This is a genomic window from Kordia sp. (assembly GCF_050633145.1).
Lineage (GTDB): Bacteria > Bacteroidota > Bacteroidia > Flavobacteriales > Flavobacteriaceae > Kordia.
Genome location: NZ_JBOEFY010000006.1, coordinates 114,109 through 134,465 on the forward strand (window position 1 = coordinate 114,109; position 20,357 = coordinate 134,465).

At 34.3% G+C, this 20,357-nt stretch carries 21 protein-coding genes; all 21 read left to right on the forward strand.

Features of this window, described 5'->3' with window-relative positions; all coding sequences use genetic code 11:
- Window positions 1–2: 2 nt before the first annotated feature.
- Window positions 3–1,208, forward strand: coding sequence for an efflux RND transporter periplasmic adaptor subunit (locus ACRBBL_RS04760; RefSeq protein ID WP_431367875.1), 1,206 nt, complete (start codon window positions 3–5; stop codon window positions 1,206–1,208).
- Between the two features lie 2 nt (window positions 1,209–1,210).
- Complete coding sequence (locus tag ACRBBL_RS04765; RefSeq protein WP_431367876.1) at window positions 1,211–1,627, forward strand: Fur family transcriptional regulator; 417 nt, start codon at window positions 1,211–1,213, stop codon at window positions 1,625–1,627.
- A 52-nt stretch (window positions 1,628–1,679) separates the two neighbouring features.
- Complete coding sequence (locus tag ACRBBL_RS04770) at window positions 1,680–2,033, forward strand: DUF3703 domain-containing protein (RefSeq protein ID WP_431367897.1); 354 nt, start codon at window positions 1,680–1,682, stop codon at window positions 2,031–2,033.
- 59 nt (window positions 2,034–2,092) lie between these two features.
- The gene (gene merTP, locus ACRBBL_RS04775; protein WP_431367877.1) at window positions 2,093–2,680 is read left to right on the forward strand and encodes a mercuric transport protein MerTP; all 588 of its coding nucleotides are present in this window, start codon (window positions 2,093–2,095) and stop codon (window positions 2,678–2,680) included.
- Between the two features lie 5 nt (window positions 2,681–2,685).
- Window positions 2,686–2,892 carry a GDCCVxC domain-containing (seleno)protein gene (locus ACRBBL_RS04780; RefSeq protein ID WP_431367878.1) on the forward strand — a complete coding sequence of 69 codons (207 nt, stop codon included), beginning with the start codon at window positions 2,686–2,688 and terminating at the stop codon, window positions 2,890–2,892.
- A 12-nt stretch (window positions 2,893–2,904) separates the two neighbouring features.
- Window positions 2,905–4,857 (forward strand): heavy metal translocating P-type ATPase, encoded by a 1,953-nt coding sequence (locus ACRBBL_RS04785; protein ID WP_431367879.1) that lies wholly within the window; start codon window positions 2,905–2,907, stop codon window positions 4,855–4,857.
- A gap of 67 nt (window positions 4,858–4,924) precedes the next feature.
- Window positions 4,925–5,338, forward strand: coding sequence for an HYC_CC_PP family protein (locus ACRBBL_RS04790; protein ID WP_431367880.1), 414 nt, complete (start codon window positions 4,925–4,927; stop codon window positions 5,336–5,338).
- A gap of 110 nt (window positions 5,339–5,448) precedes the next feature.
- Window positions 5,449–9,156, forward strand: a complete 3,708-nt coding sequence (locus ACRBBL_RS04795) for an efflux RND transporter permease subunit (protein ID WP_431367881.1) — start codon at window positions 5,449–5,451, stop codon at window positions 9,154–9,156.
- On the forward strand, window positions 9,153–10,370 hold the full coding sequence (locus tag ACRBBL_RS04800; RefSeq protein WP_431367882.1) for a TolC family protein: 1,218 nt from the start codon (window positions 9,153–9,155) through the stop codon (window positions 10,368–10,370). The genes ACRBBL_RS04795 and ACRBBL_RS04800 overlap by 4 nt, the downstream gene beginning before the upstream one ends.
- A gap of 2 nt (window positions 10,371–10,372) precedes the next feature.
- Window positions 10,373–10,930 carry a helix-turn-helix domain-containing protein gene (locus tag ACRBBL_RS04805; RefSeq protein ID WP_431367883.1) on the forward strand — a complete coding sequence of 186 codons (558 nt, stop codon included), beginning with the start codon at window positions 10,373–10,375 and terminating at the stop codon, window positions 10,928–10,930.
- 77 nt (window positions 10,931–11,007) lie between these two features.
- On the forward strand, window positions 11,008–11,742 hold the full coding sequence (locus ACRBBL_RS04810) for a heavy-metal-associated domain-containing protein (protein WP_431367884.1): 735 nt from the start codon (window positions 11,008–11,010) through the stop codon (window positions 11,740–11,742).
- Between the two features lie 3 nt (window positions 11,743–11,745).
- A complete protein-coding gene (locus tag ACRBBL_RS04815; protein WP_431367885.1) occupies window positions 11,746–11,934 on the forward strand; it encodes a hypothetical protein in 189 nt (62 codons plus the stop codon).
- A 4-nt stretch (window positions 11,935–11,938) separates the two neighbouring features.
- Window positions 11,939–12,211 carry a DUF5676 family membrane protein gene (locus tag ACRBBL_RS04820; RefSeq protein ID WP_431367886.1) on the forward strand — a complete coding sequence of 91 codons (273 nt, stop codon included), beginning with the start codon at window positions 11,939–11,941 and terminating at the stop codon, window positions 12,209–12,211.
- Between the two features lies 1 nt (window position 12,212).
- A complete protein-coding gene (locus ACRBBL_RS04825) occupies window positions 12,213–13,046 on the forward strand; it encodes a universal stress protein (RefSeq protein ID WP_431367887.1) in 834 nt (277 codons plus the stop codon).
- 1 nt (window position 13,047) lies between these two features.
- Window positions 13,048–13,887, forward strand: a complete 840-nt coding sequence (locus tag ACRBBL_RS04830) for an ATP cone domain-containing protein (protein WP_431367888.1) — start codon at window positions 13,048–13,050, stop codon at window positions 13,885–13,887.
- A gap of 6 nt (window positions 13,888–13,893) precedes the next feature.
- Window positions 13,894–14,445 (forward strand): AAA family ATPase, encoded by a 552-nt coding sequence (locus ACRBBL_RS04835; RefSeq protein ID WP_431367889.1) that lies wholly within the window; start codon window positions 13,894–13,896, stop codon window positions 14,443–14,445.
- 1 nt (window position 14,446) lies between these two features.
- The gene (locus ACRBBL_RS04840; RefSeq protein WP_431367890.1) at window positions 14,447–16,522 is read left to right on the forward strand and encodes a heavy metal translocating P-type ATPase; all 2,076 of its coding nucleotides are present in this window, start codon (window positions 14,447–14,449) and stop codon (window positions 16,520–16,522) included.
- Entirely contained in the window at window positions 16,522–17,109 is a 588-nt protein-coding gene (locus tag ACRBBL_RS04845; protein ID WP_431367891.1) for a DUF2911 domain-containing protein, read from the forward strand. The genes ACRBBL_RS04840 and ACRBBL_RS04845 overlap by 1 nt, the downstream gene beginning before the upstream one ends.
- A 2-nt stretch (window positions 17,110–17,111) precedes the next feature.
- The gene (locus ACRBBL_RS04850) at window positions 17,112–17,819 is read left to right on the forward strand and encodes a PepSY domain-containing protein (RefSeq protein ID WP_431367892.1); all 708 of its coding nucleotides are present in this window, start codon (window positions 17,112–17,114) and stop codon (window positions 17,817–17,819) included.
- A gap of 4 nt (window positions 17,820–17,823) precedes the next feature.
- Window positions 17,824–19,596, forward strand: a complete 1,773-nt coding sequence (locus tag ACRBBL_RS04855; protein ID WP_431367893.1) for an efflux RND transporter periplasmic adaptor subunit — start codon at window positions 17,824–17,826, stop codon at window positions 19,594–19,596.
- A 20-nt stretch (window positions 19,597–19,616) separates the two neighbouring features.
- A complete protein-coding gene (locus ACRBBL_RS04860; protein WP_431367894.1) occupies window positions 19,617–20,015 on the forward strand; it encodes a heavy-metal-associated domain-containing protein in 399 nt (132 codons plus the stop codon).
- Window positions 20,016–20,357 lie beyond the last annotated feature (342 nt).

A 20,357-nucleotide genomic window follows, 5' to 3' on the forward strand; every position in this document is an offset into this window, starting at 1 on the left:
CAATGAAAAAAACATCCTATATATACATCATATTTATTTTTACAACACTATTAATTGTGTCTTGTGATAGTAAAGAAAATCATACTGAAAATGATGGACATTCACATGAGCAAGTTAAAAAAGCTAATGATAATGAAGAACATCACCAAGAAAATGAAGTAATGCTAAACGCACGACAGTTTGAAGCATTGAAAATGAAAATAGATACGCTTACTTTACGAAATATGAGTGGCTATGTAGAAGCAAACGGAACGTTAGAAGTACCACCACAAAACGAAGCCGCAATTACTGCTGTAGTAGGTGCTAATGTAGTGTCTATTAAAGTCATTGAAGGCGACAAAGTTAACAAAGGACAAGTAGTTGCTTATTTATCTCATCCAGATATCATAAAACGACAAACTGAATATTTGAATGCCTACAGCAACAGTAATTTTTTAAAGAAAAACTATGAGCGACAAAAAAAGTTATACGATGCAGGAGTTGGCTCTGGTGCTAATTTCCAAAAAGCAGAAGCAGAATACAAAGCATCAATGGCATTGGTTAATGGATTGGCTGCTCAACTAAAAATATTAAATATCAACGCTACTTCTGTTGGTAACGGAAATATTGTACAACAAGTACCTTTGCGAAGTCCAATAGAAGGTTTTGTTCAAAAAGTAGAGGTAAAAACAGGACAATATGTAGCACCACAAACCGAATTGTTTGATATTGTAAATACACATCATATTCATGCGGATTTAATGGTTTTTGAAAAAGATGTATTTAAGATCAAAAAAGGTCAAAAAGTAAGTTTTTCAGTACAGTCAATTCCTGATACAGAACTTACCGCAGAAATATATTCTGTTAGTAAAACTTTTGAACAAAATCCAAAAGCAGTTCATGTTCACGCTGAAATAGAAAATAAAAAAGGAAATTTAATTCCTGGAATGTACATTCAAGGTAAAATTCAAGTAGATAATAGCAATACAAAAGCATTACCTGAAAATGCTATCATAAAGGAAGGGGAGAAATTTTATGCTTTTACAGTAACAAAAGAGAATGATAAATGGAGTTTTATACCTATTGAAGTGATTACAGGGACAAAAGATGGAGATTGGATAGAAGTTACTTTTGTAGAAGAAATTAAAAATAACACCCTATTCGCTTATAACAATGCTTATTATCTAATTGCTGAAATGAAAAAAGGAGAAGCAGAACACTCACACTAATTATGAAAACGATCGAAGAAGTATTAGAGTCAAAAAAAATACGCGTAACAGCAATGCGCTTATTAATTTATAAGTTTCTTGCTAAAAAAAAGGTAGCAGTAACTTTGAGTGATATAGAAAACGCATTTGTAAAAGCAGATAGAACAACACTCTACAGAACTATTAAAACCTTTGAAGAAAAAATTATTGTTCATAAAATTGATGATGGTACAGGAATTACTAAATATGCCTTATGTGAGCAAGATTGCGAATGTGATATAAAAACTGATTTACACTTACATTTTCATTGTAACAACTGTAATGAAACGGTTTGTTTAACCGACCATAAAATACCTCAAATAAAAGTACCTGATGGATTTGTTTCAGAGAATGTAAATCTAGTAGTAAAAGGTATTTGTGATAAGTGTAGTGGAAAATAATGCACTTCCATTGCATTATTTTATAAGCTACTTTTATACAAAATTAATGAATATGAAGTTTAATACTAAAATACCTAAAAATCTTAAACAGGCATATAACAAAGAATTAAAACAATACAAATACTGTTTAGAAAACAAGCAGTATGCTAATGCTTGGTATCATTTAGAACGTAGCCATATAATAGGGCAATCTTACCCAATAGAACATACCTATTCACATTGGTTAATGCTAAAATTTGGTTTGATGCAGAAAAATTCCAAAGAAGTATTAGGACAAATTATTAGACTACTTGTTGGTGGGTGGAAATCGTTTGTTAATCACGTTCCACTTGGTAATACTGGAGGAGCAGACGTACCTCCACTAAAGCGTATGCCTATTCCAAGTGATATTAAATCATTGTTGTAATATCAAAATGGTATTGCGTATGTTTTTAATAAGACTTATTAATAGAATAATTAAAGAAAGTGAAAAATAAATTAGCGGTCACAAGTATCTTAACAGCAATCACAGCTTCATTGTGTTGTATCACACCTGTTTTGGGGTTAATTGCAGGAACAACTGGTATAGCCTCATCTTTTTCTTGGATAGAACCATATAGACCATACTTAATAGGGCTAACCATATTAGTTATTCTCTTTGCTTGGTATCAAAAATTGAAACCAGAAAAAGATATAGACTGCGAATGTGAAGCGGATGAAAAACCAAAATTTATTCAATCAAAAACCTATTTAGGAGTTGTAACAGTATTCGCAATAGTAATGTTGACATTTCCTTACTATTCAAGTATCTTTTATCCAAATTCAGAGAAACAAATTGATATTGTGGATAAATCCAATATCAAAACAACAGAATATAAAATAAGTGGAATGACCTGTGCCAGTTGTGAAGTACACGTTAACCACGAAGTAAATAAACTCAACGGAATTGTAAACTCAAAAACATCATACGAAAATGGTAACGCAATCATTGAGTTTGACGAAACTAAAACTAATGAATTAGAAATTGAGAAAGCAATAAACTCAACAGGTTATAATGTAACTGAAAAAAGATAAAATTAATGCAAACTATATTAAAATCGGAAATCACTTGCCCAAACTGCGGACATAAAAAAATAGAAGAAATGCCTACAAACGCTTGTCAATTCTTCTACGAATGTGACAACTGCAAAAAAGTTTTCAAACCTAGTGAAGGTGATTGTTGCGTGTATTGTTCTTATGGAACAGTTCCTTGTCCACCAATTCAACAAAACAAAGGTTGTTGTTAAAACTGAAACGTAATGAAAAAAAAGAAAGTCAATTTAAGAGATTTAAAACAAAATTCGGAAAGTCAACATAGCCACGATGATGGACACAATCATGGAAGTTCTATAAATAATTTCAAAGCTTACATTCCAGCTATTGTAAGTTTTACAATGCTAATTATTGGAATTGGGTTCGACTATTTTGATGTTATATTTTTCAAAGATTGGATTCGGATAATTTGGTATAGTGTCGCTTACCTACCTGTCGGACTTCCTGTTGTAATTGAAGGTTGGAAAAGTATCATTAAAGGCGACGTATTTACAGAATTCTTTTTAATGTCTATTGCCACAATAGGTGCATTCATTATTGGCGAATATCCCGAAGGTGTTGCTGTGATGCTATTTTATGCAGTAGGCGAATTATTTCAAGGTGCAGCAGTGAATAGAGCAAAAGGAAATATTAAAGCATTGCTAGACGTTCGTCCGAAAGAAGTAAATGTTTTTCGAAACGGTGACTATAAAAGCATTTTCCCTGAAAGCGTTAGTATAGGTGAAAAAATTCAAGTAAGGGTTGGGGAGAAAATTCCCTTGGATGGTATATTATTATCCGAAAAAGCATCTCTAAACACCGCAGCGTTAACAGGCGAAAGCAAACCAGATAGCATTCAGAAAGAAGCAAAGGTTTACGCAGGTAGTATTAATTTGGAAAGCGTTATTGAAGTTGAGGTAACCAACAAATTTGAAGATAGTTCTATTGCCAGAATATTAGACTTGGTGCAAAATGCAACAGCTCGTAAGTCGAAAACAGAATTATTTATTAGACAGTTTGCTCGTATCTACACACCAATCGTTGTATTCTTGGCTATTGGTGTTACTTTTATACCTTACTTTTTGGTAGAAGATTATGTGTTTAGAGATTGGTTATACAGAGCATTAATTTTCTTGGTAATTTCCTGTCCTTGTGCGTTAGTGATTTCAATTCCATTAGGTTATTTTGGTGGATTGGGTGCAGCTTCAAAAAACGGTATTTTATTTAAAGGCGCTTCGTTTTTAGATGCAATGACCAAGATAAATACATTGGTAATGGACAAAACAGGAACGGTTACCAAAGGAGTTTTCAAAATTAAAGAAGTAAAAGCAATTGATTGGAAAGAAACCGAATTTATGCAATATTTAATGGCGATGGAAGAGCAATCAACGCATCCAATTGCCAAAGCAATTTTAGAGTATAAAGCAGAAGGAAAAGGTTTTGAAGCTACCGAAGTTTCTGAAATTGCAGGTAAAGGATTAAAAGGCATTGTAAATGGAAAAACAGTTTTAGTAGGTAACAAAGCCTTAATGACTACCAATAGTATTGATGTTCCAACGGAAACGGAATCTATTGTAGAATCGATAGTATTAGTCGCAATCGATAACCAATTTGCAGGTTATGTAGTCATAGCAGATGAATTAAAAGAAGATGCAAAAGACACTATTACAGCACTACACAAAGTAGGCATTAAAAACATTATAATGCTTTCAGGCGATAAAGATTCCATAACACAACAAATTGCAAAAGAATTAAATGTTGAAAAAGCAAAAGGCGGTTTATTACCAGAAGATAAATTGAACGAAGTAGAAACCTTAAAACAAAATCCAGAAAATAAAGTAGCCTTTATTGGTGATGGTATTAATGATGCACCTGTTTTAGCCACTAGTAATATTGGTATAGCAATGGGCGGTCTAGGAAGTGATGTTGCTATTGAAACCGCAGATGTAATTATTCAAACAGATCAACCCTCAAAGGTTATCACTGCTATAAAAATTAGTTGTTCCACAAGACGAATAGTATTGCAAAATATTGTTTTAGCATTTGGTATAAAAGTAATCGTACTTATATTGGGTGCAGGTGGTTTAGCTACCATGTGGGAAGCAGTTTTTGCAGATGTTGGTGTAGCTTTATTAGCAATATTTAATGCAGTCAGACTACAACGAATGAATTGGAAATAGATCATCTACTAAATTAAACTGCTTTAAAAAACTAAAATTTGCTAAAATTTTGTAACTTGCTACACTTATGAAAAATTTTTTCCATAATATAATGTCTTTGGCAATGACTTTTGTAGTGTTATTTTCTACGATGTCATTCACAATTAATATGCATTATTGTGGAGAAATTTTAGTGGAAACTGCAATATTTCACAAAGCAAAAGGTTGTGGAATGGAAATGGAAAAGCCTTCAAGTGAAGCATGTTCTATTACCAAGAAAAATTGTTGTGATGATGAACAATTAGTAATTGAAGGTCAAGACGAACTACAATTACACGTTGATAAAATTACGTTTGAGCAACAATTATTTCTAGTTTCATTTGTTTACACTTACATTAATCTCTTTGAAGGCTTAGACAATAATTTATCTGCTTTTGAAGAATATAAACCGCCACTGGTCATAAGGCACATCTACAAGCTTGACGAGACCTATTTAATTTGATTTTTAAACAATAGACTTTTTTTATCCTATGACTGCAATGTTGTAAGGATACCTTTCTGTATTCGGTGTTTTCTAAACACTATTATCTAATTGTTTAATTATCAAAGCCAATGCTAAACAAAAGTATCAAATTTTTAATAGAAAATAAACTTGTTGCAGTTCTGCTACTCGCCCTTTTTGTGGCTTGGGGAACAGTAAATGCACCTTTTAATTGGGACACAGGTTTCTTACCTAGTAATCCTGTTGCTGTTGACGCCATACCTGATATAGGTGAAAATCAACAAATTGTATTCACCAAATGGGATGGTCGTTCTCCACAAGATATAGAAGATCAAATTACCTATCCACTTACAACATCACTACTCGGTATTCCAGGAGTAAAAACCATTCGTAGTTCCTCTATGTTCGGCTTTTCAAGTATCTATATCATTTTTGAGGAAGACATAGAATTTTACTGGAGTAGAAGCCGTATTCTCGAAAAACTAAATTCCTTACCAAGTGGTTTATTACCTGAAGGTGTTAATCCTGCTTTGGGTCCAGATGCGACAGGTTTAGGACAAATATTTTGGTACACTCTTGAAGGTCGTGACGAAAACGGAAACGTAACGGGTGGTTGGGATTTACAAGAGTTACGCAGTATTCAAGATTACTACGTAAAATATGCCTTATCCTCTGCAAGTGGCGTTTCGGAAGTTGCTTCGATAGGTGGATATGTTCAAGAATACCAAGTGGATGTTAATCCAGAACTGATGCGTCAATATAATATTGGATTGCATCACGTTGTAAAAGCGGTTAAAAAAAGTAACAAAGAAATTGGTGCACAGACTTTGGAAATTAACCAAGCTGAATATTTAGTACGTGGTTTAGGTTACATAAAATCCATTTCAGACATCGAAAATGCAGTAGTCACTTCCGAAGATTACGCTTCAATTAAGATAAAGGATATTGGAAAAGTCTCATTAGGTCCAGCAACAAGACGTGGTTTATTGGATAAAGAAGGTGCTGAAGTTGTTGGTGCTGTTGTGGTGGCTCGTTATGGTGCAAACCCAATGGAAGTTATCAATAACGTAAAGGAGAAAATTAATGAATTAAGTGCAGGTTTACCTTCAAAAGTATTAGCGGATGGAAGAACATCACAAGTTACCATAGTTCCTTTTTATGACAGAACAGAACTAATACAAGAAACTTTAGGTACACTCAATGAGGCATTGACTTTAGAAATACTTATAACCATTCTGGTCATAATCATTATGGTGTTTAATCTTCGAGCTTCAGTATTAATTTCTGGACTACTGCCAGTAGCAGTTTTAATGGTATTTATAGCGATGAAGCTCTTTGGTGTCGATGCCAATATAGTCGCTTTATCAGGTATTGCTATTGCTATTGGAACGATGGTCGATGTTGGTGTCATACTTTCAGAAAATATCATTCGGCATTTAGATGAAGATGATGGAACACAATCCATTAATACCGTAGTTTACAATGCAACAGCTGAAGTATCTGGAGCTATCGTTACCGCAGTAATGACCACAATTATCAGTTTCATTCCAGTATTCACGATGATTGGAGCAGAAGGAAAACTATTCAGACCATTAGCATTCACAAAAACTTTTGCATTAACAGCATCCATTATTGTAGCGTTATTTTTGATTCCACCGTTTGCTGCATTCTTATTCCGAAAGAAAAGCATTAAAAACACTTTTAAATATGTTTTAAATGGTGTTTTAATAGTATCAGGTATCGCTGCAATTATTTATGGGTATTGGTTAGGGTTGGTATTAATAGCTTTTGGAATTACAGCACTTCTCAACCTTCAAAATAAGATAACGGACAAACAAGCTAACCTTATTAATATTATTATTTCAGCATCAGCAATAGTATTCTTGTTAGCCAAATATTGGAGACCATTAGGCGTTGATAAAAGCATTTTCTGGAATCTCATTTTCGTTAGTGTTATTTGCTTTGGTTTATTAGGTGTTTTCTCATTATTCATCAAATACTACACACGTATTTTAAGGTGGTGTTTAGATAATAAGTTCCTCTTTTTGTCTGTCCCAACAGCAATTGTGATTGCAGGTTTTTTCATTATGAAAAATACAGGCAAAGAGTTTATGCCATCATTAAATGAAGGCTCATTTTTACTAATGCCAACCTCGATGCCACATTCTGGTGTAGAAGAAAATAAACGAGTTTTACAACAATTGGATATGGCAGTAGCCAGTATTCCAGAGATTGAAACCGTAGTTGGTAAAGCAGGTAGAACAGAATCAGCTTTAGATCCAGCACCTTTATCAATGTACGAAAATATCATTCAGTACAAACCAGAATATATGTTGAATGAAAATAGAGAACGCCAACGCTATAAAGTGAATGATGATGGTTTATTTGAGTTAAAAGATGGTCGATTTATTGCAAACCCAAATAATTCCGGAAATGTCACTTTAAGCAGGGTGAAAAGGTCTGAATTGATAAAAGATAACAATGGTGAGTTCTACCGTAACTGGCGACCAGAAATAGAATCACCAGACGATATTTGGAATGAAATTGTAAAAGTTACCAAACTACCTGGTGTCACTTCTGCACCAAAACTACAACCTATTGAAACCCGATTGGTAATGCTGCAAACAGGAATGCGTGCGCCAATGGGAATCAAAGTAAAAGGTCAAGATTTAAAGCAGATTGAAGCATTTGGTGTCCAATTGGAAGACATTTTAAAACAAGCTGAAGGTGTAAAAGATGAAGCTGTTTTTGCAGACCGTATTGTTGGTAAGCCTTACCTGCTCATTGATATTGATAGAGAAAAAATTGCACGTTATGGAATATCCATTGATGATGTACAAAATGTATTAAAAGTTGCAGTTGGTGGAATGGTATTAACCCAAACCGTTGAAGGTCGTGAACGTTATGGTGTGCGTGTACGCTATCCGAGAGAGTTACGAGCAAACCCAACCGATTTAAAACAAATTTACGTACCAGTTGAAAAAGGGAGTCCTGTGCCTTTAAGCGAATTGGCATCCATTCGATACGAACAAGGGCCACAAGTCATTAAAAGTGAAGATACCTTTTTAGTTGGCTATGTATTGTTCGATAAAATGGATGGTTATGCAGAAGTCAATGTAGTTGAAAATGCACAAGCCTTAATTCAAGAAAAGATAGATAGTGGAGAATTAGTAGTGCCAAAAGGTATTAACTACCAATTTACAGGAACTTACGAAAATCAGTTGCGAGCAGAAAAAACCTTATCGGTTGTTGTGCCTTTAGCATTGGCGATTATTTTCTTGATTTTGTATTTCCAGTTCCGTTCGGTTGGTACTTCCTTAATGGTATTTACAGGAATTGCTGTAGCATTTGCAGGTGGTTTTGTAATGATATGGCTTTATGGTCAAGGATGGTTTTTAAACTTCAATTTCTTTGGTGAAAATCTACGAGACTTATTCCAAATGCATCCAATTAATTTAAGTGTTGCAGTTTGGGTTGGGTTTATTGCACTCTTCGGAATTGCAACCGATGATGGTGTTGTTATGGCAACATATCTAACCCAAACATTCGATAGAAATACACCAGACAATAAAAAGGAAATTAGAGCATCAGTTGTTGAAGCAGGTGAAAAACGTATCAGACCGTGTTTAATGACTACTGCAACCACAATTTTAGCACTATTACCAGTACTCACATCAACAGGACGAGGAAGCGATATTATGATTCCTATGGCAATACCAAGTTTTGGCGGAATGCTCATTGCCTTAATCACTTTGTTTGTTGTACCAGTATTGTACAGCTGGAAAGCAGAAGTTCAACTTAAAAGAACATCAAAATGAAAAATATAATTCTAATAATAAGTATTTTGTTTGTTTCCGCTTTCGCGAAAGCACAAGAGCTTCAATCCTACATTCAAGAAGCAGAATCGAACAATCCAGAAATTCAAAAGTTTGAGTTGCAATACAAAAGAGCTTCAGAAAAAGTAAACGAGGTCAACACCATTCCTAATACTGAATTTGGTATAGGATATTTTGTAAGTGAGCCAGAAACAAGAACAGGTGCGCAACGCTTTAAAGTGTCAGCAAAACAAATGTTACCGTGGTTCGGAACAATTACATCGAGAGAAAACTATGTGAGTTCATTAGCCGATGCCAAATATGAAGACATTGTTATCGCAAAGCGAAAACTAATGGCTTCTGTATCACAATCCTATTACAATTTGTATGCTAACAAAGCGAAACAAGAGGTGTTAGTTGGTAACATCAAACTATTGGAGACCTATGAAACATTAGCCCTTACATCGGTAGAAGTAGGTAAAGCATCAGCAGTAGACGTATTACGATTGCAAATGCGTCAGAACGAATTGCAACAACTAAAAGATGTGTTGCACCAACAATTTTTGGCAGAACAAACCAAATTAAATAATCTATTGAATAGGGATAATGATGTTACGGTCAATGTGGTAGATAGTTTAATGATACCTTCAGAAGATTTTGAAATCACTACTGAAAATTTAGCATTACATCCCGAATTGCTGAAATATGATAAACTCTATCAATCCATAGAACAATCTGAATTATTGAATCAAAAAGAAAGCAGTCCGATGATTGGTTTTGGATTAGATTATATCAATGTTTCCGAAAGACCAAATATGGATTTTAGTGACAACGGAAAGGATATTGTAATGCCAATGGTTTCAGTTTCTATCCCAATTTTCAATAAGAAGTATAAATCCCAAACTATACAAAATGAGTTCCAGCAGCAGGAAATTACTACTCAAAAACAAGAACGGTTAAATTCATTGGAAACACTTTTAGACAAGGCGATTAACGAACGTATTTCTGCAAGAATAAGTTACGCCACCCAAACCAAAAACTTAAAGCAAGCTAAAGATGCAGAAGACATTTTAATCAAAAGCTACGAAACAGAAACGATTGATTTTAATGATGTTTTGGATATTCAAGAGTTGCAACTAAAATTTCAAATGAACCAAATAGAATCTGTGAAGACCTACTATGTACAAAGTACAATCATTAATTATTTAATACAGTAATTATGAAACAAACCCTTAACATAAAGAATATGGTCTGTGACAGATGCAAATCAACTGTATTAGGAGAGTTGGAAGCATTGGGTTGTTACATAATATCGGTTGAACTCGGACAAATAATCCTTGACGAAATTACAGACATTCAATATTCCAAATTGGAAGAAGTGCTAAAGAAACACGGTTTTGAAATCATAAAGGATGAAATAGAAATTTTGATAGAAGAGATAAAAATTTCCCTTATAAAAAAAATTGATAGCCAGGACAATGTTAAGCTTTCTTCCTTTTTGACTAAACGGTTTAACAAGTCCTATTCGGCTTTAAGTAAACTTTTTAGTAAAACTGAAGGTTTAACCATAGAAAAATATGAAATCAATTTAAAGATTGAAAAAGTAAAAGAACTTATACAATTGAGGCAGTTGAATTTTTCAGAAATAGCCTACAGCTTGAACTATAATAACAGTAGTCATTTGGCGAGGCAATTCAAAAATATAACAGGAATGTCAATGACAGTATTTAAAAACCTGCAAAAATGGGACAGAAAATCCATAGACCAAATTGTATAAGGATTATCCAGAATTGTACAAATGAAGGTGGGTTGCTAAAATTAATTTTGTGTAATAATCATTAAAAAAAATGAACAATGACACACACATATAACATAAAAGGAATGACCTGCGGAGGCTGTAAGGCATCTGTGGAAAAATATTTGGGTCAAGTAGAAAACGTAAATGAAGTTGTTGTAAACCTTGAAAAAGCAGAAGCCCAAGTAAAAATGAACAACCACGTTACCACAGAAACCCTTCAAAAAGCATTGCCTGAAAAATATACCCTTTCGGAAAAAGAAAATAAAAATGTTTTCCAAATGACATCCCAATCTATGGATACCACAGAGGAAAAATCAAAACTGCAACAATTACAACCGTTATTGCTTATCCTTTTTTACATAGCAACTACAAGCGTTTTGTTGCATTATAAGAATTGGGCTGGTAATGCTGTAATGCTGGATTTTATGGGCTTGTTTTTCATAGTGTTCAGTTTCTTCAAGATGTTGGATTTAAAGAATTTCCCAGAATCATTCAGAATGTACGACCCATTAGCAAAAAGGGTTACTCTTTATGGTTGGGTATATCCATTCATCGAAACTGCTCTCGGGCTGATGTTCTTAATGCGTTTTGAAATTGAAATTGCTCTTATAGCCACACTTATACTATTAAGTATTACAACGGTTGGTGTTACTAAAACGCTTTTGGACAAAAAATCAATTCGTTGTGCTTGTCTCGGAACGGCACTAAAATTGCCAATGACCGAAGCCACATTTATTGAAAATGCCATTATGATTGTGATGGCGATTGTAATGTTAACTCAAATTATATAAAAAATGAAATCACATACACTTTGGATTATATTAGGTTGTGTACTTCCGTTGCTACTCATTTTTATTGCACCAAGTATAGGAATGGGCGAAAACGTATCCCTGTTCATTTTTATAATTCTAATGTTCGGATGTCATCTGCTATTACCACATCACAAGCATAATCACGATAAAGAAAACAACAATAAATCATAGAACTATGAAAACAATTAACATCAAAAAATTAGGATTTGCCACAGGTCTTACTGGAGCATTGCTTTATTTGGGCTGTATGGTGGTAATGTTTACGGTTGGTCACGAAGGGTCAGTAAAATTCTTCAATAGTTTGTTACACGGATTGGATGTTTCAACCATAATGAGAATGGATATGCCTCTTTGGCAAGCTTGTTTAGGAATTGTTCAAACGTTCATTTTGGGTTGGTTAATCGGTGCCTGTATTGCATCGCTTTATAATTGGCAAATAAAGAAATAAGATGAAAAATATATTAGTACCCACGGATTTTTCAGATAACTGCAATAAAGCAGCAGAATTGGCTATAGAAATGGCGGCACTTTTTAATGCAGAAATCCATTTTTTGCATCAAATAAGTACAGTAGTTAACTGGACAAAATTAACCAAGACCCAGGAACACAATTATCCTGATACGTTAGCAGAAATTGGCATAGCCAAAAGCAATTTAAGGGCTTTGGACAAGCAAGCTGAAAGTAGAGGTTTGAAATCAAGAACGTTTCTGGAGTTTGTTTCTGATGAAGATGCAATTGTGGCACATTCCCACAATTTTAATCACGATTTTATTATTACTGGAAGCAGGGGCATACAAAACGGATTCCTAAAGCAATTATTGGGAAGCAATGCCCAAAAAATAATTCGGAAAGCACGAGTACCAATTTTGGTTGTAAAGGAAGATACAGTAACATTTCCTTTTAAGAATATCGTGTTTGTTTCTGACTTTAAGGAAGACATATCCAATGCTTTTATGGAAGCCGAGAAAATAGCAAAAAAGTGCAATGCAAAAATTCAATTGTTGAACATAAACACAACATCGGATTTTAATAGTGTTGAAAATGGATTGCAACCCATCAAAGAGTTTTTAACACACTTCCCAAAATTGGAAAACTATGCAATACACGTCTATAATGAATCTACCGTATTAGGTGGTATTGAAAAGTTTGAAAGCTCAAATGATGTGGACTTAATAGTAATGTACACACACAGTAGAAAAGGGCTATCAAGCATATTCTCAAAGAGTATTGCTGAAACTGTAACAAATCATTCAAAAAAACCTGTTATGACAGTACATCTATAAAATGGAAAAAGCAATCAATATCATAAAGTATTCAGGCGAGGTTCAAGCATTCAATATCGAAAAGCTAAAACGCTCTTTAAGGCATTCCAAAGCAAGTGAAAAACTTGTGCAAGAAATCGCCCAAGAAGTTCAGGAGCAATTAACTGAAGGAATGACAACCAAACGGATTTATGAAATAGCTTATAAGATGTTGAAACGCAAATCAAAATCAGGTTCTGCTAGATACAAACTCAAAAAAGCCATTATGGAATTTGGTCCAACTGGCTATCCTTTTGAGAAATATATTGGTAAAATCCTCGAATATGAAGGCTTCAATACAGATGTAGGTGTCATTATGCAAGGTCATTGTGTAACCCACGAAGTAGATGTAGCTGCTTTGAAAGCTAACGAACATTATATAGTGGAATGTAAGTTCCATAGTGACCAAGGTAGAAATTGCAATGTAAAAATACCTCTTTACATACAGTCTAGGTTTAAGGATTTAGAAACTCAATGGTTAAAGCAAAAAGACCATTCACTAAAATTTCATAAAGGCTGGGTTTATACCAATACAAGGTTCTCAACCGATGCTATACAATTTGGCGAATGTTCAGGGCTTGGATTAGTAAGTTGGGATTATCCCGAAAAAAACAGCCTTAAAAGTAAAATTGATGGTTCAAGATTGTACCCGATTACGGCTTTACCTTCCTTAAGTAAGCAGGAAAAACAAAAAATACTAAACAAAGGCATTGTGCTGTGTAGAGAGGTTTGCGATAATCCAAAACTATTGGATGACTTGGGTATGGCATCATCCAAAAAGAAAAACATTCTTAAAGAAGCTAATGAATTATGTAACTATTAAAACAAAATGAAAAGCAATAAAATCATAAAAACAAATTGGTGTGTTATTACTGGCGGTCCAAGTACTGGCAAAACTACCACTATCAATATGCTTGCCGAACGAGGATATGAAACCACTATTGAACACGCAAGGCATTATATTGATACAATGCGAGTTAAGGGGCAAACAGTTGAAGAACTACGAAGCAATAAACGAGAGTTTCAACTTGGTGTTTTAGATATGCAAATCGAGCAGGAAGCATCGGTAAACCCTAAAGATTTAGTTTTTCTGGACAGGGCAATCCCTGATGCATTGGCGTACTATCGGTTTTTAAAATTAGAAGTTGACGAAATTTTAAAAGAAGCAATGCGTAAAGTGAATTACAAAAAGGTTTTCGTTCTAGACAAACTGCCTTTAATCAACGACTATGCTCGATTGGAAAGTGAAAACGACCAAAATCAAATACACAATCTTATAACTGAAGTATATGGAGCGTTACCCTTTCCAGTAGTAAACGTCCCTTTGTTACCACCAACTGAACGAGTGGATTTTATATTGAACAACATTAAAAATATTTAAAATGGAACATCACGAACACCATAACCACGAACACCATAACCACGAAAACCATTCCAAGCAGAAAGTAGAAATGGACCATAGTAAAATGGACCATTCTGGTCACAACCCTGCTCACGGAGAAATGGGACACGACCATCACAAAATGATGATAGAAGATTTTAAGCGAAGATTTTGGGTGTCTACAATTTTGACGATACCGATTCTTCTATTATCGCCAATGATACAGAAATGGTTGGGTGTTGATTGGAATTTTACGGGCAGTAATTATGTGCTGTTTACCTTATCCAGTATTGTTTACTTCTATGGTGGATGGCCATTTTTAAAAGGTTTGGCAAGTGAGTTAAAGAAGAAATCGGCAGGAATGATGACACTTATTGCTGTAGCAATTTCGGCAGCATATTTTTATAGTGTTGCGGTCATTTTTGGGTTCGAGGGCAAAACGTTTTTTTGGGAATTAGCAACACTTATTGACGTAATGCTAATTGGTCATTGGCTAGAAATGCGTTCTATTTTGGGTGCAAGTAAAGCCTTAGAAGCATTGGCAGCATTAATGCCTAATGAAGCTAATTTGGTAGATGGCAGCCAAACTCGAAAAGTAAAAATAAGCGAACTAAACGAAGGAGATATCATCCTTATCAAACCAGGAGAAAAAGTACCAGCTGATGGAATAATTGTAGACGGAAAAAGTGACCTTAATGAAAGTATGCTTACTGGTGAAAGTAAGCCTGTAAGCAAAAGTGTTGATGAAGAAGTAATTGGTGGTGCTATTAATGGCAATGGGGTCATTAAAGTAAAAGTAAAAGGTATTGGAGAAGAAACCTATTTATCAAAAGTGATAAATATGGTACAGACCGCCCAAAAGCAAAAGTCAAAAACACAACGTTTGGCGGACGTAGCAGCAAAATGGCTTACTGTAATTGCATTAGTATTAGGTTTTGGTACATTCTTTACGTGGTTGGCTTTAGGAGAAACGGTATCATTTGCCTTAGAACGTATGGTAACTGTTATGGTTATCTGTTGTCCACACGCTTTAGGTCTGGCTGTACCTCTAGTAGCTGCTATATCTACTAGCATTTCAGCAAAAAATGGACTGTTGATTCGTAATAGAACAGCTTTTGAAGCATCTCGCAAAATATCGACCATAGTATTCGACAAAACTGGAACACTTACCAAAGGCTCTCACGAAGTGGTACGCATTGTTCCATTATCATCTAATTATGATAAAACAGAACTTTTAAAATACGCCACAGCAGTTGAAAGCCCTTCCGAGCATCATATATCTAAAGGATTAAGACGAAAAGCAAAAGAGGAAAATATTGAGATTCCTTCAGTAACTGACTTCAAGTACAATGCAGGTGTTGGTGTTAGTGGAACGGTCAACGGAAAAAAAGTGCAAGCAGGTGGTTATTTACTAATGGAGCAGTTGAAAAAATCAGTTTCTGAAGATAAAGACGAAGGCATTGAAACCAAAATCTTTACCATAGTAGATGATGAATTGATAGGCTTTGTAACCTTCGCTGATGAAATCAGGGAAAGTTCTTATGAAGCCATCAAAACACTTCAAAAAAACAATATAAAAGTGTCTTTGCTTACAGGAGATAATGGGAGAGTAGCAAAAGATGTAGCTAATAAATTGGGGCTTGATGATTATATCGCAGAAGTATTGCCAGACCAAAAACAGGAAAAAATCAAAGAACTACAAGAGAAAGGGGAATTCGTGGCAATGACAGGCGATGGTGTGAATGACGCACCAGCCTTGGCACAAGCAGATGTGGGTATTGCCATTGGTTCTGGAACAGATGTAGCAGCTGAAACTGCTGACATTGTATTGGTGGACAGCAATCCAAAAGACATTGCCAACTTGATATTATTTGGTAAGGCTACTTATCGCAAAATGGTTCAAAATTTGGTCTGGGCAACAGGATATAACGTTGTCGCATTACCTTTGGCAACAGGGTTTGTACCAGGACTTATGATAAGTCCTGCATTTGGTGCAGCTCTAATGAGCATCAGTACAATAATCTGTGCTGTAAATGCACAATTATTAAAAGGAAACCTTAAAACAAAAACAACATAATGAAAAAACTAACCTTATTAATTGCAATAGTACTTCTAACAGTAAGTTGCAAAAACGAAAAATCAAGTTCGGAAGAGCAAAAACACAATCATAACAACCCAACTAAAAAAGTTGAAGAGCCAAAGAAAAAAGTATTAAGTCCGCATACGGAAACGATGGTAATGATTGATGATGCTCATATTCATATCGATTATTCTTCGCCAGGAGTAAGAGATAGAATCATCTTTGGTGGTTTGGTTGGTTATGACCAAATTTGGCAAGCAGGAGCACATATGGCTACTTGGGTGGAAACCAATAAAGATTTAATCATAAATGAAGAGACGCTTCCTAAAGGAAAATATGGCTTTTTTACAATTCCATCAAAAGGCGACTGGACTGTGATGATTAATAAAAACTGGGACCAACACGGTAAAGATGAGTATGACGAAAAAGATGATGCAATTCGATTTAAAGTGACACCGATAATTTCAGAAGACATCACAGAACATTTAGAATATAAGGTCAATAAAATAAATGATAAAAGCGGAACTATTTCGATGGCTTGGGAAAAAGTTAAAATCGAGTTTCCTTTTACAATAAAAAACTAAAAATGGTAAATAGGCATACAGCTTTAAAAATTAGAAAAATGCACAGGTATTTGGGTCTCTTTTTAGGGATTCAATTCCTGTTTTGGACCATTAGTGGTTTATACTTTAGTTGGACAAACATCGATGAAATACACGGAGACCAATTTAAAAACTTGGACCATCAACCCAAAGCATTTAATAGTTTAATAAGTCCTTCAGAAATGGATGTTCCAAATGGTATAAAGACTATTGAATTAAGAGATATTGATAATGCACCCTACTATTGGATAAATAAAGAGCAGCTGTATAATGCTTTAGATGGAATGCCAAAAAATAGTATTACGCAGGATGAGGCACTCTATATTGCCAAAAACCATATAAAAAGTGGTTTAGAGGTAGAATCTGTTGAGCAAATTACTGAAACTGGAAAACACCACGAGTATCGAGAAAAACTACTACCTGCTTATGTTATCTCATATAAAACAGATGAAGCTCTAAAAGCATACGTTTCTGTAAACGACGGAAAATTTCAAACCGTAAGACATCGTTCTTGGCGTTGGTTTGATTTTTTATGGATGACACATACAATGGATTATGAGGGTAGAGATAATTTTAATACCCTTGTTTTAAGAGCATTTTCACTTTTAGGTTTGATAACCGTTTTAAGTGGGTTTTTGTTGTGGTACACCTCGTCACCTTCAATTAGGAAATTATTAAAACGAAAAAAATAAAGAAATGAAAAAATATATAGTTTATCTCGGAATATTGGCTGTAGGTCTACTTTTAGGTTGGATACTATTCGGTAGCTCATCAAAACAAGAAGCAGAACACAATCACTCTGAAGTTGAAGAGAGTAATCAAATGTGGACGTGCTCTATGCATCCACAGATTATGCAACCAGAAGCAGGAGATTGCCCCATTTGTGGTATGGATTTAATTCCTTCAGAAGCTGGCGCGGATGGTTTGGCAGCAGACGAATTTAAACTGACTGAAAATGCAATGGCTCTGGCAAATATCCAAACAACTGTTGTTGGTAAAAGCAATATAGAAGGCAATACCATAAAACTATCTGGTAAAATTGCTGAAAATGAAGAAGCCAATGCAGTACAAGTCAGTTATTTTTCTGGTAGAATTGAACGTTTAAATGTGAGTTTTACTGGCGAAGAAGTTCGTAAAGGTCAATTATTAGCAACTATTTATTCGCCAGAATTATATGCAGCACAACAAGAACTCATTACAGCAGCATCTTTAAAAGAATCACAACCTGCTTTATACAAAGCAGTTCGTAATAAACTGAAATTATGGAAGCTGTCTGAAAATCAAATCAATCAGATTGAGGAAACCCAAAAAGTGAAAGAAAACTTTCCTGTGTATGCAACAGTTTCAGGAACTGTCGCAGAAAAACTGGTAGAGCAAGGTGATTATATTAAACAAGGTCAACCTTTATTAAAAATTGCCAATCTAAACACAGTTTGGGGAAATTTTGATGTCTATGAAAATCAGATAAATTTGTTTAAAAAAGGACAGGAAGTAATGATTACAACCAATGCCTATTCTAATAAAGAATTCAACGGTAAAGTTGATTTTATAGACCCCGTTTTAAACACAAAAACAAGAACAGTAACCTTGCGCGTGGTTCTAAACAACAAGGATGATGTATTTAAACCAGGAATGTTTGTAACCGCAAATATTAATGGTGTTAAGAATAAAAATAAAGAAGCTTTATCTATTCCAGCATCTGCTGTGTTATGGACAGGTGAGCGTTCTGTGGTATATTTAAAAACAAATCCAGACCAACCAGTTTTTGAAATGCGTGAAGTAACGTTAGGTAATCAAATTGGTAATGAATATCAAGTTTTAGAAGGCTTGTTTTCTGGAAATGAAATAGTAACTAACGGAGCCTTTACGGTTGATGCAGCAGCACAATTACAAGGCAAAAAGTCGATGATGAATAAGGATGGTGGTAAAGTAATGACTGGTCACGAAGGTCATTTAGGTATGGATAACAATTCATCCAACAAAGAAACAGACCACACCAATATGAATGAACGTTTGGAAGTGTCTGAGAAATTTCAACAACAGTTAAATAGTATTTACAATGAGTATATCAATTTAAAAGATGCTTTAGTAAAAGAAGATTCAAAAAGTATTTCAACAAGCACATCAACTTTACTAAACAATTTAACCAAAGTAGATATGAAATTGTTATCAGATAATAAAGCGCATAACCATTGGATGTCATTAGAAAAGGAAATAAAATCTTCAGTGACCTCAATTTCTGAAACGTCCGATATAAAAGCTCAAAGAGACCATTTCAAGCATTTGTCATCACATCTAATCAATGCTGTTCAACTATTTGGTGTAAATGAAAAAGTCTACTTAGAATTTTGTCCAATGGCAGATAATAACAAGGGTGCGTTTTGGTTGAGCAAAGAAGAAAAAGTAATCAATCCATATTTTGGTGATGCAATGCTAACCTGTGGAGAAGTAAAACAAGTAATAGAGTAATAACAATTAAATTTTAAACAATGAAAAAAGTAATTTTAAGTGTAGCTGTAATAGCAGCATTAGGTTTAACAAGTTGTAAAAACGAAACCAAAAAAGAAACGGAAACAACAACTACTGAGATGACTAAAGATATGGCAATGAAAGACCTGTCTTTTGGTGTAAGAGGAAATTGCGGTATGTGTAAAAGTACTATCGAAAAGGCTGCTAAGGGTGTTGAAGGTGTAGCAAGTGCGAATTGGGATGTCGATAAAAAGAAAATAGATGTTTCTTTTGATGACACAAAAACCGATGTAATGGCAATCCATAAAGCAATCGCAGCTTCAGGTTACGATACCGAAAAAGTAGCTGGTAATGAAGAAGCATATAAAAAACTACCTGGTTGTTGTCAGTATGATCATAAAATGAAGATGAATAAATAAGTTGCAATAAAATGATTGCATAAATAATTCATTATAGGTTTACTTCTTATCTATTAAATTTAATAGATAAGAAGTAATTTATTTTTTTATAATAGAAATAGATATTTAAAGTTGTTTTAGACTCAGACAAAACCTATTTAGGTTATTTGAGTATTCCTTAAAAAAATTATTATAATTCATGGAAAAACATACACTTTAAATATGTTATAAGAGTACCGTTTCAGAGTACCGAAAAGCATGAAAATCAACCCTTTTTCGGACTCCTTATTTTGTAAACTTCTGAAAATCAGCTATACAAAAATTAACCAACTACTAGTTGCTAGTTGTTAGTTGTGGGTTGTA